Origin of the sequence: Oryzomicrobium sp. (assembly GCF_036820405.1) — a bacterium.
Taxonomy (GTDB): domain Bacteria; phylum Pseudomonadota; class Gammaproteobacteria; order Burkholderiales; family Rhodocyclaceae; genus Oryzomicrobium.
Map to the genome: position 1 here is coordinate 66,740 of NZ_DAISLS010000001.1, position 12,869 is coordinate 79,608.

Annotated in this window: 13 protein-coding genes; 5 read left to right on the top strand and 8 right to left on the bottom strand. The window is 68.6% G+C overall.

Going from position 1 to position 12,869, the window contains the following annotated elements:
- Window positions 1-54: 54 nt before the first annotated feature.
- Complete coding sequence (locus tag V7Z98_RS00290; RefSeq protein WP_334156546.1) at window positions 55-1,062, bottom strand: TRAP transporter substrate-binding protein; 1,008 nt, start codon at window positions 1,060-1,062, stop codon at window positions 55-57.
- A 72-nt stretch (window positions 1,063-1,134) separates the two neighbouring features.
- The gene (locus tag V7Z98_RS00295; RefSeq protein WP_334156547.1) at window positions 1,135-2,361 is read right to left on the bottom strand and encodes a CaiB/BaiF CoA transferase family protein; all 1,227 of its coding nucleotides are present in this window, start codon (window positions 2,359-2,361) and stop codon (window positions 1,135-1,137) included.
- A 216-nt stretch (window positions 2,362-2,577) separates the two neighbouring features.
- Between V7Z98_RS00295 and V7Z98_RS00300 the strand changes: the two genes are divergently transcribed.
- The 5 genes from V7Z98_RS00300 (at window position 2,578) to V7Z98_RS00320 (ending at window position 7,991) form a co-directional block, all read left to right on the top strand.
- Complete coding sequence (locus V7Z98_RS00300; protein ID WP_334156548.1) at window positions 2,578-3,495, top strand: LysR family transcriptional regulator; 918 nt, start codon at window positions 2,578-2,580, stop codon at window positions 3,493-3,495.
- 158 nt (window positions 3,496-3,653) lie between these two features.
- The gene (locus V7Z98_RS00305; RefSeq protein ID WP_293262802.1) at window positions 3,654-4,175 is read left to right on the top strand and encodes a rhodanese-like domain-containing protein; all 522 of its coding nucleotides are present in this window, start codon (window positions 3,654-3,656) and stop codon (window positions 4,173-4,175) included.
- Window positions 4,176-4,178: 3 nt separating this feature from the next.
- Complete coding sequence (gene epsC, locus V7Z98_RS00310; RefSeq protein ID WP_334156549.1) at window positions 4,179-5,162, top strand: serine O-acetyltransferase EpsC; 984 nt, start codon at window positions 4,179-4,181, stop codon at window positions 5,160-5,162.
- 80 nt (window positions 5,163-5,242) lie between these two features.
- Entirely contained in the window at window positions 5,243-6,175 is a 933-nt protein-coding gene (locus V7Z98_RS00315; RefSeq protein ID WP_293262808.1) for a family 2A encapsulin nanocompartment shell protein, read from the top strand.
- Window positions 6,150-7,991, top strand: coding sequence for a family 2A encapsulin nanocompartment cargo protein cysteine desulfurase (locus V7Z98_RS00320; RefSeq protein WP_334156550.1), 1,842 nt, complete (start codon window positions 6,150-6,152; stop codon window positions 7,989-7,991). The genes V7Z98_RS00315 and V7Z98_RS00320 overlap by 26 nt, the downstream gene beginning before the upstream one ends.
- Before the next feature lie 97 nt (window positions 7,992-8,088).
- Here V7Z98_RS00320 and V7Z98_RS00325 read toward each other — a convergent pair whose 3' ends face one another.
- From V7Z98_RS00325 to mltG, 6 genes are all read right to left on the bottom strand, one after another.
- Complete coding sequence (locus tag V7Z98_RS00325) at window positions 8,089-8,739, bottom strand: ankyrin repeat domain-containing protein (RefSeq protein ID WP_334156551.1); 651 nt, start codon at window positions 8,737-8,739, stop codon at window positions 8,089-8,091.
- Window positions 8,740-8,753: 14 nt separating this feature from the next.
- Window positions 8,754-9,572 (bottom strand): TatD family hydrolase, encoded by an 819-nt coding sequence (locus V7Z98_RS00330; RefSeq protein WP_334156552.1) that lies wholly within the window; start codon window positions 9,570-9,572, stop codon window positions 8,754-8,756.
- A gap of 74 nt (window positions 9,573-9,646) precedes the next feature.
- The gene (locus V7Z98_RS00335; RefSeq protein ID WP_293262820.1) at window positions 9,647-10,030 is read right to left on the bottom strand and encodes a PilZ domain-containing protein; all 384 of its coding nucleotides are present in this window, start codon (window positions 10,028-10,030) and stop codon (window positions 9,647-9,649) included.
- 32 nt (window positions 10,031-10,062) lie between these two features.
- The gene (gene holB, locus V7Z98_RS00340; protein WP_334156553.1) at window positions 10,063-11,178 is read right to left on the bottom strand and encodes a DNA polymerase III subunit delta'; all 1,116 of its coding nucleotides are present in this window, start codon (window positions 11,176-11,178) and stop codon (window positions 10,063-10,065) included.
- Window positions 11,175-11,804 carry a dTMP kinase gene (gene tmk, locus V7Z98_RS00345; RefSeq protein ID WP_334156554.1) on the bottom strand — a complete coding sequence of 210 codons (630 nt, stop codon included), beginning with the start codon at window positions 11,802-11,804 and terminating at the stop codon, window positions 11,175-11,177. The genes holB and tmk overlap by 4 nt, the downstream gene beginning before the upstream one ends.
- Complete coding sequence (mltG, locus tag V7Z98_RS00350) at window positions 11,801-12,802, bottom strand: endolytic transglycosylase MltG (protein WP_334156724.1); 1,002 nt, start codon at window positions 12,800-12,802, stop codon at window positions 11,801-11,803. The genes tmk and mltG overlap by 4 nt, the downstream gene beginning before the upstream one ends.
- Window positions 12,803-12,869 lie beyond the last annotated feature (67 nt).

The window sequence follows — 12,869 nt, forward strand, 5'->3', positions numbered from 1 at the left end:
GCCGAAGAGCGGCAGCCTGCTTCCCACCGGCGGTATCGGGATGGGTGGTAGCGATCAGAGCTTGTTGGGATCGAAGCCGGTTTCGCGGTAGATGGACTGGATCAGCTCCTTGCCGACCCGGGCCTCCATCTCCTTGTGCACCTTGAGCATGGCCTTCTTCCACTCGGCCCGTTCCTGGGGCGTCAGGGTAATCACCTGGGTCTTGCCGCTCTTGCGGATCGCTTCCAGGGCGTCGTCGTTTTCCTTCTTGGCGATTTCCGACACGTACTGGGTTGCCTCCTGGAGCGCGCCATCCACCGTGGCGCGCAGGTCCGGCGGCAGGCCTTCCCAGAACCGCTTGTTCACGATCACCGCGTAGCCGATGTAGCCGTGGTCCGACACCGTCAGGTATTTCTGCACCTCGTGCATCTTCTGGGTGTAGATGTTCGAGGCGGTGTTCTCGGTGCCATCCACTACCCCGGTCTGGAGCGCCGGATAGACCTCCGAGAACGCTAGGATCTGGGGAATCGCCCCGATGGCCCGCATCTGCGAATCCAGCACCTTGGACGACTGAATGCGCATCTTCAGACCTTTGAAGTCGGTCACGGCCTTCAGGGGGCGGTTGGCGGTCATCTGCTTGAAGCCGTTGTCCCAGAAGGCCAGCCCCAGGGCGCCCTTGGGCTCCAGCTTGCGCAGCAGTTCCCGGCCCACGGGGCCCTGGGTGATCTTATGCAACTCGGCGTAGTCGTCGAAGATGAACGGCAGGTCGAACACCTCGAATTCCTTCACCCCCAGGGGGCCGAACTTGGCGGGGGACGGGGCCAGCATCTGCACCGCCCCCAGTTGCAGCGCCTCCATTTCCTCTTTGTCCTTGTACAGGGTGCTGTTCGGGTACAGCTCCACCCGGACGCGCCCCTTGGTGCGCTCTTCCACCAGTTTCTTGAAATACTCGCCGCCCTTGCCCTTGGGGGTGTCCGGGGTGGTGGTGTGGCTGAACTTGATGACGATCGGCTGCTGGGCCGCGGCGCCGCCGGCGGCCAGCAGGACCAGGGCGGTGCAACAGGTGCGGATGAAATGGTTCATGGTCTCCTCGCTTTTATGGTCAGGGTCATGGGTGATGCGGGTGGTGCGAAACCGTTGGAATGAAGCCGGCTGCTAGATCACCCCGGCAGTGGCCAGGGCGGCCAGTTCGCCGTCGTCCAGGCCCAGCAGGCCGCCGAGCACGTCCCGGTTGTCGGCCCCCAGGGCACGGCCGGCGTGCTTGAAGGTGGCCGGCGTGGCCGACAGGTGCGGCACGGCGGCCGGCAACACCAGATGGCCGACCCGGGGGTCGTCGACTTCCATCAGGTTGCCCCGGGCGGCGTACTGGGGATCGGCAAAGATGTCGGCGATCGAATAGACCTGGGCGCAGGGCACCCCGCCTTCCCGGGTCAGGGCCAGCACCTGGGCCAGGGGGTGGCGGCCGATCCATTCCCCCACCAGCCCGTTGATGCGCTCCCGGCCGGCCACCCGGGCAGTGCTGCTCGGGTATTCGGTGGCCAGTTCGGGGCGTCCCATCACCTCGGCCAAGCGGGCGAACATGCGGTCGTTGGTGCAGGCCAGGGCCACCCATTCGCCACTGGCGGTCTGGTAATGGCTGTGGGGCACCACGTTGATGGTGTCGGCCCCCATGCGCCGCCGCACCACGCCGAACTTGGCGTAGGCCGGGGCGATCTCGTCCAGGAGCCGGAACACCGATTCGTACAGGCCGATGTCGATGTACTGGCCCTCCCCGGTCTTTTCCAGGGCCCGCAGGGCGGTCAGGATGCCAATGGCGCCCCACATGCCGGACACGTAGTCGGCCATGGAGGTCGAGCCGGGCACCACCGGCGGCCCATCGGCCTCACCGGCCAGGTCGGAAAGCCCGGAGAAAGCGTGGGCAATGCGGGCAAAACCCGGTTCATTCCGCTTCGGGCCGGTCTGGCCGTAGGCGGTGATGCGCAGCATGATCAGGCGCGGATTGAGGGCCTTCAGGTCTTCGTAGCCCAGGCCCCACTTCTCCAGGGTGCCGGGGCGGAAGTTCTCCAGAACCACGTCGGCCTGGGTTGCCAGGCGGCGAAAGATGGCCGCGCCCTCGGGCGTGCGCAGGTCCAGGGTGACGGTCTTCTTGTTGCGCGACTCGCTCATCCACACCAGGCTGTCGCCGCATTCGGTGGGGGTGCCGAACTGGCGCAGGGAGTCCCCCGCGCCGGGCTGCTCGATCTTGATCACCTCGGCGCCGAAGTCGGCCAGGATGGTTCCGCAGAACGGCGCCGCCACGAAGGTGGCGATATCCAGGACACGCAGTCCCGCCAGGGCTTCCAGGGGCTGGGCGCCCTCTTCTCTCATTTCGTTCGCTTGCACAGCCGGCTCCTCGGTTGGGTCGTGGCGCGCCGGACGGAAGTGCCCGGACGCGGCGGAGCCCACTCTACGGACGGCCGAATCAAGCAACAAACGGAAATATGAGAACGATTATTCTGTTTTTTCGCATAAATGCGTAAGCTCGTTGCCGAGCGGAGGGGCGGCATCAGGTGACGAGCCGTCCTTCCCCAACGCTAGCCCCCATTGCGGAGAACGCCTGTGAAAACGCCCCTGGCCGCCATGGCCAACGTCAATCTCAAGCTGCTGCACACCTTCATGCTGGTGGGCGAGCACGGCAGCTTCCGCGAAGCGGCCGAACGGGCCCACCGTTCCCAGTCGGCGGTGAGCACCCAGATTCGCCAGCTCGAAGAACAGCTCGGCGTGGCCCTCTTCCACCGCACCACCCGGCGAGTCAGCCTCACCGTCGAAGGCGCCCAGTTGCTCGAATGCGCCCGGCGCGCCGTGCAGGAGATGGAGCTGGGGCTGCGCAAGATCCAGGAATCCGCCGACATCCAGCGCGGGCGCATCGCCCTGGCCTGTTCGCCGACCATCGCCGGCACCCGCCTGGCCCGGGTGCTGGCCGCCTTCGAGCGGGACTACCCGGGGGTGCAGGTGTTCGTCCGGGAGCTGTCGTCCGAGGCCATGTTCGAGTGCGTGCGCCAGCGGGAGGTGGATTTCGCCTTCGGCCCGGTGGTCGAGACCGGCGAGTTCCATTTCGAGACGATTCTCGAAGACGCGCTCTACGCCTTGGTTCCCAAGCGTTTCGCCGGTTCGGCGACCAAGGCCATCGCCCTGCCCACCCTGGCGCGCATGCCCCTGCTGCTGCTCGACAAGGCCAGCGCCTTGCGCCGGCTGTTCGAGGGCGCCCTGCGCAGCCACGACCTGGATTTTTCGTCCCGCTACCAGTTCACCCAGGTGCAGAGCCTGATCTCCATGGCCCGGGCGGGCCTGGGCGCCGCCATCCTGCCCCGGGTGGCCCTGCCCGAGGGGGAGGACGACGCCGCGCTCCCCTTGCGCATCGTCAATCCGCCCCTGGTGCGGGAACTGGCGGTGATCACCCTGCGCGGCCAGGCCCTGTCGCCGGCGGCGGCGCGCATGGTGCAGCTGCTGCGCCAGTTGATGGGCGACCGGGGATGAAGCTGCGCGGAATGCGGAGAGGGGCCTTTCTGCGCATTCCGGCATAAGCAACAAAGATTTCCTTCGTTCGTGGCGAAAAGGGCCGGCCGTAGATTGTCGCTGGCCCCGGGCGAAACCTTGCTACCGCGGGGCATTCGACCCGTTTCAAGGACATCGCCATGACCGCCGCCACGCTCGCCTCCCCTGCCCCCGACACTGACGCCGCCGAGACAACCGTCCTGGCCGCTCGGGAAACCGATCCCCAACGCATTCTCGACGAGGCCCGGGAGCGGGCGCGCCGGGACGGGCTGGCCTACGCCGGCGGAGTCTATCCGCCCGAGGCCTGGCAACTGGTGTCGAGCGGCGCCGCCGTGCTGGTGGACGTGCGCACCGCCGAAGAGCTGAAGTACGTCGGCCGGGTGCCCGGCGCCCTCCACGCGGCCTGGCAGACCGGGCCGGCCATGATCAAGAACCCGCGCTTCCTGCGCGAGTTGGAATCCAAGGTCGGCAAGGACGACGTGGTGCTGTTCCTGTGCCGCAGCGGCAAGCGTTCCGCCGCCGCCGCCGAGGCTGCCGCCGCCAAGGGCTTCACCCAGGTCTTCAACATCCTCGAAGGCTTCGAGGGCGACCTGGACGGCCAGCAGCGGCGCGGCGATTCCGGTGGCTGGCGGCACTGGGGCCTGCCCTGGGTGCAGGACTGAGCCATGAGCGATCTTCATCATCCCCTCCCGGTGCCGGCCGCCGACCAGCACTGGAATCTGGACGCCATCGTCGCCGAGCTGCGCCAGGCCCGCCTGCGCTGGCGCGGCGCCCACGGCCGGCTGCGGGAATTGCGTGCCCGGGAGCTCCCCTCCCGGGAGGCCCTGGCCCAGATCGTCCAGGCCCTGTGCGGCACCCTCTTTCCCATGCGCCTGGGCCCCCCCGACTTGCGCGACGAGAGCGAGGACTACTACGTGGGCCACACCCTGGACGCGGCCCTCAACGCCCTGCTCGCCCAGGTGCGCCTGGAGCTGGCCTACCAGGCCCGCCAGCTGGGGCGGGACAGCGCCCGGGCCGAGGCCGACGCGGTGGACATCGTGCGCCGCTTCGCCGCTGGCCTGCCCGGCATCCGCGGCCTGCTCGACAGCGACGTGGTGGCCGCTTTCCAGGGCGACCCGGCGGCCCGCAGCGTGGACGAAGTGCTGCTCTGCTACCCGGGCGTGGTGGCGGTGACCCACCACCGGCTGGCCCACAGCCTGTATGCCCTGGGCGTGCCCCTGCTGGCGCGCATGGTGGCCGAGATCGCCCATGGCGAAACCGGCATCGACATCCATCCCGGCGCTCGGATCGGCCCCGGCTTCTTCATCGACCACGGCACCGGTGTGGTGATCGGCGAAACGGCGGTGATCGGCGCCCGGGTGCGTCTTTACCAGGCCGTCACCCTCGGGGCCAAGCGCTTCGAGGTGGACGCCGAGAGCGACAGCGGCGCTTTGGCCAAGGGGCAGCCCCGCCACCCGATCGTCGAGGACGACGTGGTGATCTACGCCGGCGCCACCATCCTCGGGCGCATCACCATCGGCCGGGGCTCGGTGATCGGCGGCAACGTCTGGCTGACCCGCAGCGTGCCCCCGGGCAGCAACGTCACCCAGGCCAACCTGCTGCGCGAGCCCCTGACCCCTTCTCCTTCTCCCTCCACCGCCGCGGCCTAGCGGCCGTCCCTCCGCCCATGACCCACCCGCTGCTGCTCTACGGCTGTTGCATCCCCCATTAACCTGCTCAGGAGCACGACATGGCTGAAAACCAGGACGTACGCCAGGCCCTCGGCGACCACGCCGCGCGGCAGTTGGCCAACGCCACCAAGACCGTTCCCCAGTATTCGATCATCACCCCTCGCTGGCTGGTGCATCTGCTGCAATGGCAACCCGTGGAGGCCGGCATCTTCCGCCTCAACAAGGTCAAGAACGCCGCCCAGATCCGGGTGGCCTGCTCCCGCCGCGACGAGGCCGAGCTGCCCCAGACCTTTGTCGATTACGAGGACCAGCCCCGGGAATACTTCCTCAACGCCGTCACCACCATCCTGGACGTACACACCCGGGTCTCGGACCTCTACAGCAGCCCCCACGACCAGATCAAGGAGCAGCTGCGCCTCACCATCGAGACCATCAAGGAGCGCCAGGAAAGCGAGTTGATCAACAACCCGGAATACGGGCTGCTCGCCAACGTGGACCCGACCCAGCGCATTTCCACCCTCACCGGCGCCCCGACCCCGGACGACCTGGACGAGCTGATCGCCAAGGTGTGGAAGGAGCCGGGTTTCTTCCTCGCCCACCCCCTGGCGATCGCCGCCTTCGGCCGGGAATGCACCCGCCGCGGCGTGCCCCCGCCGACGGTGAGTCTGTTCGGCTCCCAATTCCTCACCTGGCGCGGCTTGCCCCTGATCCCCTCGGACAAGGTGCCCATCGACGAGGACGGCAAGACCAAGATCCTGCTGCTGCGCGTCGGCGACAAGCGTCAGGGCGTGGTCGGCCTGTACCAGCCCGGTCTGGCCGGCGAGCAGAGCCCGGGCCTGTCGGTGCGCTTCATGGGCATCAACCGCAACGCCATCGCCTCCTACCTGATTTCGCTGTATTGCTCGCTGGCGGTGCTGACCGAAGATGCCCTGGCGGTTCTCGATGACGTGGAGATCGGCAAGTACCATGACTACCCCGACACCTACAAGTAATGGCGTGGCCGGGCTCGCCGCACCGCCGGGCTTGCCCGACGTGGCGACCCTGAGCCGGCTGGCGGGCGAGTTCTTCGCCGCGCTGCCGGGGGGCGGGGCCTCCCCCGCCTTCGCCCCGGCCGCCCCTTCGGCTGCGCCCCCCGTGGTGGGGGCTTCTCCCGGCGCGGCTCTCGACCAGCCCCCGCCCGAACCGGTGGCTGCCGTCGCCCCGCCCCGGGGCGGCAGCGCAGCGCCGGCCGTTCCCGCCGCCTACGCGGCAGCCCTGCCCACGGTGCCCCTTTCCGGGGTGCCGGGGCCGGCCAGCCCCTACTACTTCGCCGGTGAATCGAGCGCTCACCGGAACGCTCCCTTCGGCTTGTCCGAGGCGGCCCTGCTGCCCGGCGGCTCCGCCGCGCCCGAATCCTTCAGCCTGCCTGGGGATGCGGCGCTCAAGGCCCTGTTGGCAGAGGCCGGAGCCGGTTCCAGCCGGGGCGAGGCAGTGCGCCAGGAGGCCACGGCTCCCGGGTTCTACTTCCTCGACGTCGGCGGACCCCAGGGGCAGCGCTACGCTGCGCCGCCGGAGGCTCCCGCCCAGATCCAGCCGGTGCGGCCGCCCTTCGACATCAACGCGGTGCGGCGGGATTTTCCGATCCTGGCCGAGCGGGTGAACGGCCGGCCCCTGATCTGGTTCGACAACGCCGCCACCACCCACAAGCCCCAGGCGGTGATCGACCGGCTGGCCTGGTTCTACGCCCACGAGAACTCCAACATCCACCGGGCCGCCCACGAATTGGCCGCCCGGGCCACGGACGCCTACGAGGCGGCGCGGCACAAGGTGGCCCGCTTCATCGGCGCCGGCTCGCCGGAAGAGATCGTTTTCGTGCGCGGCGCCACCGAGGCCATCAATCTGGTGGCCAAGACCTGGGGCATCCAGAACGTGGGGGCCGGGGACGAGATCCTGGTGTCGCTGTTGGAGCACCACGCCAACATTGTTCCCTGGCAGCAGTTGGCGGCGGAAAAAGGCGCCACCCTGCGGGTGATCCCGGTGGACGACGACGGCCAGATCCTGCTCGACGAGTTCCGGAAGCTGCTCAACGGGCGGACCAGGCTGGTGGCCATCACCCAGGTATCCAACGCCCTGGGCACGGTCACCCCGGTCCGGCAGATCGTGGAACTGGCCCACCAGGCGGGCGCCAAGGTGCTGGTGGACGGGGCCCAGTCCGTTTCCCACCTGCGCACTGACGTGGTGGCCCTGGATGCGGACTTCTTCGTCTTCTCCGGGCACAAGGTGTTCGCCCCCACCGGCATTGGCGTGGTCTACGCCAAGAAGGCGCTGCTGGAGTCGATGCCTCCCTGGCAGGGCGGCGGCAACATGATCGCCGACGTGACCTTCGAGCGGACCCTGTACCAGCCCCCGCCCAACAAGTTCGAGGCCGGCACCGGCAACATCGCCGACGCGGTGGGCCTGGGAGCCGCCCTGGACTACGTGGAGCGGATCGGCCTGGAGGCCATCGCCCAGTACGAGCACCTGCTGCTCGACTACGCCACCCAGGGGCTGAAGACCGTCCCCGGGCTGCGCCAGGTGGGCACCGCCCGGGACAAGACCAGCGTGCTGTCCTTCGTGCTCGAAGGCTATCGCACCGAGGAGGTGGGCACGGCCCTCAACCGGGAGGGCATCGCGGTGCGCTCCGGCCACCACTGCGCCCAGCCGATCCTGCGTCGCTTCGGACTGGAAGCGACGGTGCGCCCGTCCCTGGCCTTCTACAACACCTGCGAGGAGGTCGATACCCTGGTGGCCGTGCTGCACCGGCTCGCCCGGGGCAAGGGCAACCGTTGATGGCAGCCTGCCAAAGCAAAGCCCCCCATCCTTGCGGGTGGGGGGCTTTTTTCATTTGGCAGTGCGGTTGTGCTCGGGAGAATGGGCGTTATTGACGTCAGTGCCCCTGCCGCTTCGCCGCCTGGTCGATCAGGTCGGCAATGTCGGTGTTCTTGGCCTTGAGCGCCCAGTCCTTGGCCGAAAGGCCGGCGTCGTTGCGCAGGGTGGTGTCGGCCTTGTATTCGAGCAGCAGCTTGACCAGCCCCAGGTGGCCGTTACGGGCGGCCAGCATCAGCGGGGTGGTGCCGTTGTGCAGCGCCACGTCCACGTCGGCGCCTTGGTCGAGCAGGTAGTCGGCTACTTCTTCATGCCCCTGGTAGGTCGCGTAGCCTAGGGGCGTCCAGCCCTTGCTGCGGTTGATGTCGACGCCGGCGCGGACCAGCAGCTTCACCACGTCCAGGCGGCCGTTGTAGGCGGCCTGAAGCAGGGGATCTTCGCCGAAGCGGTTGGCCTGACTGGGATTGGCGTGGGCCTTGAGCAGCAGCGCCACCAGTTCGGTGTGGCCGTTCTTGGCCGCCAGGGCCAGCAGGGTGTTGCCGTTGGCGTCGGAGGTGTCAGGCTCGACGCCGCGGCGCAACCAGGAAACCACTTCGGGCGTATCGCCCATGGTGGCGGCCTTGAGGACGTCGTCCAGGGCTTCGGCCCGGACCGGGAGCGGCAGGGTGGCCGCGAGGGTTAGGGCAATGGCGGCAAAGGTGCGGCGGACCATGAGGGGGCTCCGGGTCAGGCCGCCAGGGCGGCGCGGGTCTGGGGAAACAGGGCGATGAAGTTCGCGGTGGTGGCCTGGGCCACCTCCTCCACCGTCAGGCCGCGCAGGGCAGCGATTTCCTCGGCCACGTAGCGCACGTAGGCGGGCTGATTGAGCTTGCCCCGGTAAGGCACGGGCGCCAGATAGGGGGAATCGGTCTCCACCAGGATGCGCTCCAGGGGAGCCTTGGCGGCGACTTCCTTGACAGTCTGGGCGTTTTTGAAGGTGACGATGCCTGAAAACGACAGGTGGAAGCCCAGTTCCAGGGCCTGGTCGGCCACCTCCCAGTTCTCGGTGAAGCAGTGCATTATCCCGCCGACCCGGTCGGCGCCCTCTTCCCGCAGCACCCGCAGGGTGTCCTCGGCAGAGTCCCGGGTGTGGATTACCAGGGGCTTGCCCACGGCCACGGCGGCCCGGATGTGCCGGCGAAAGCGTTCCCGCTGCCACTCGGGCTTTTCCTTCTGCCAGTAGTAATCAAGGCCGGTCTCGCCGATGGCGATCACTTTCGGGTGGCTGGCCAGCCGGACCAGGGTGGCCTCGTCGGGCTCCTGGCAGTCGTTGTACTCGGGATGCACGCCGACGCTGGCGAAGATGTGAGGGTGCGCCTCGGCGATGGCCAGAACCCGGGGGAAATCCTCCAGGTTCACGCCGATGGCCATGGCGCCGACCACGCCGTTGTCCCTCATGGCCTGGAGCACCTGGGGCAATTGGACGGCCAGGTCGTCGAAGTCCAGGTGGCAGTGGGAATCGATCAGGCGCAGGGGGGATTGGGGCGTGGATGTTTCGGCGGACATGGGGCGGTGCGGGCGCCCCAGGGGGCGCCGGTTACGGTTGGAACGGGAAGAACTGGAAGGATGCCGGCGGCAGGTTACAGGGTGTGGGTCGGGCGGCTCGACTGAAGCACGCCGCCCAGCAGGCCCTCGATCTTGCGGCGCGCTTCCTTGCCGCTCTCGTCGTCCTTGAAATGGACGCCGATGCCCTGGGCTTTGCCGTTCTGGGCGCCGGCGGGGGTGAGCCACACCACGCTGCCGGCGATCGGCAGCTTGGTCGGGTCTTCCATCAGGGACAGCAGCATGAACACTTCGTCCCCCAGGTGGTAGCCCCGGTTGGTGGGAATGAAGATTCCCCCGTTCTTGAGGTGGGGCATGTAGGCGGCGTAGAGGGCCGACTTGGAGTTGATGTTGAGGGACAGTACGCTCGGCCGCGGCGCGATGGCGCTCGCGCTGCCGTGGTTTTTGCCGGTATCGGACATTCCGCGACCTCGTAGGTGCAAGGTGGAAGGGGTCAGGACCTGCGGCCCCGCCCTTGCTGGAAGACGCCAGCATAGCCGGAAAACAGCTCTTCGAGGAACAGCCGGGTGTTCAGCGGATGCTCAGAAAGTGCTTTGTATTTCGTCAGCAGCCTGTTGAATCGGAAGAGTTCTTCCGTGTCGGCCTGTTCGCCCAACTGGCGCAGGGCCCCGCCTTCGGCGAGGAAGTAGCGGGCCGGATTGCCGGCCCGGGCCAGGGTCAGGTCCACCAGCCACTTCTGCCACCAGATCACCAGCTGCTTGAGGCCACCGGCCCCGCCCTCCTCCTTGTCGGCCTTGAGGGTCTTGTCCAGGGTCGCCGCCGCAGCCAGGGGGCTCAGGCGTGCCCCCTGGGCAAGCTGGGCGTTGAGTTCGGTGAGCAGGGCCAGGTTGCGGTTTTCACCGCCCTTGCTGCCCTTGCGCCCACCTCCCGGCGGGGCCGCCAGTTCGGCCGCCAGCAAGGGGGCGCCTCCGGCCAGGGCCAGCCAGCGCTGGGCTTCGTCGTGGCCTAGGCCGGCCACAGCCGCTTCCAGCCAGGCGCTGCCGGCGGAACGGTCCGGGGTGGCCACGGCCACCGTCTGGCAGCGGCTGCGAATGGTGGGCAGCAGCCGATCCGGCTCATGGCTGACAAGCAGGAAGTGGGTGGAAGCCAGGGGCTCTTCCAGGGTCTTCAGCAAGGCGTTGGCGGTGTTGCGGTTCATCGCCTCGGCCGGGCACACGATCACCACCCGCAGGCCCTGGCGGTGGGTGCCGACGTGGAGGAAGTCGTCCAGCCCGCGCACCTGGTCGATGGTGATCTGCTGGCTGGGCTTCTTGCTGCCGCTGGCGGCGGTGGAACCCTCCCCTTCCCCGTCGTCCTCGGCCAGGGCGGCAGGCTGGAGCAGGCGGAAGTCCGGGTGGTTGCCCTGGGCCAGCCAGTGGCAGGCCGGGCAGTCGCCGCAGGCCTGGCCGTCGCTCCGGGGGGCGTCGCACAGCAGCGAGGCGGCAAAGGCCCGGGCCAGGGCCAGCTTGCCCAGCCCCTGCTGGCCGTGCAGCAGCAAGGCATGGGGAAGCTGGGCGCGGCGCGCCTGGAGCTTTTCCCAGAGGGGTTGATGAAGGGAAAGTACGTTCATTTACAGAACGCTACGACAATTTCTTCGAGCGATTTGCGAATTTCGTCCGGCGTCCGGTCCGATTGCAGGACGCGCATCCGGCCGTGGGATTTGGCGGCCCGGTCCAGGTAGGCCAGGCGCACCCGCTCGTGGAATTCGGCCTGCTCCCGCTCGAAGCGGTCCAGGTTGCGCTCGGCGATGATGCGCTGGCGGGCCACTTCCAGGGGCAGGTCGAAGAGCAGGGTCAGGTCAGGCTGGAGATGGCCGTGGGTCCAGGTTTCCAGGGTTTGCAGCTTGTCCCGGGAAATGCCCCGGCCGCCGCCCTGGTAGGCGAAGGTGGCGTCGGTGAAGCGGTCCGAGACCACCCAGGCGCCCCGGGCCAGGGCCGGCTCGATCACCTCGGCCAGGTGCTCGCGGCGGGCGGCGAACACCAGCAGGGCTTCGGTTTCCAGGTGCATCGGCTCGTTGAGGATCAGGGTGCGCAGCTTTTCGCCCAGCGGTGTGCCGCCGGGTTCCCGGGTGGACACCACCTCCCTGCCCTGGCCGCGCAGCCAGTGGCACAGCCAGTCGATGTGGGTGCTCTTGCCGGCGCCGTCGATCCCTTCGAAGGTGATGAACTTGCCGCGGGTGGGGGACGATGGGGTCATGGCGTTTGCGGGGCCCGTTTGAGGATGTAGCGGTTCACAGCCTGGTTGTGCTCGTCCAGGGTGGCGGAAAACTGGCTGGAGCCGTCGCCCCGGGCCACGAAGTACAGCGCCTCGCTAGCCGCCGGATGCAGGGCGGCGCGCAGGGCGGCCACGCCCGGCAGGGCGATCGGGGTCGGCGTCAGGCCGGGGCGGGTGTAGGTATTGTAGGGGGTGTCGGCCAGCAGGTCGCGGCGGCGGATGTTGCCGGCGTAGCTCTCGCCCATGCCGTAGATTACGCTGGGATCGGTCTGCAGCAGCATGCCGCGGCGCAGCCGGTTGACGAACACGGCGGCCACCATGGGCCGGTCTTCGGCCCGGCCCGTTTCCTTCTCGACGATGGAGGCCATGATCAGGGCCTCATAGGGCGACTTGTAGGGCAGCCCCGGCGCCCGCACCGCCCATTCCTCGGCCAGGCGCGCCTGCATCGCCCGGTGAGCGCGCTTGAGCAGGTCCAGGTCGCTGGAGCGCTTGTCGAACAGATAGGTGTCGGGCAGGAACAGGCCCTCGGGATGGGCGTCGGGAATTTCAAGGCGGCGCAGCAGTTCCGCGTTGCTCAGGCCGGCGGTGTCGTGGCGCAGGTCCGGATTGGCGTCGAGCTTTTCGCGCAGTTGGCGGAAGGTCCAGCCCTCGATCACCGCCAGTTCGCCCTGGCTGGTGTCGCCCCGGGTCAGCTTGGCGAGTAGGGTCCACAGGGTCACCCCCTTGTGCACCTCGTAGCTGCCGGCCTTGATCATGGCGGCGGAACCGGTGAGGCGGCCGAGCAGTTCCAGGGCCAGGGGCGGAGCGCCGACGCCGGCCTCGTTCACCTGCCGGGCCACGCTCTTCAGGCTGCTGCCCCGCTCGATGTGAAAGTCCAGGGGCGAACTGGCCAGGGGCAGGGGTAGCCAGGCCACCGCCGCCGCGGCCAGGCCGCCGAGCAGGAGCGCCAGGGCCAGCAGCTTGAACAGGAAGCGCGGCAGGGAAAAGCCGGAATTGCCCCCCCGGCGGCGGGAGGCGGCCTTGCGGGGCTTGGAAGACTTGGGCTCG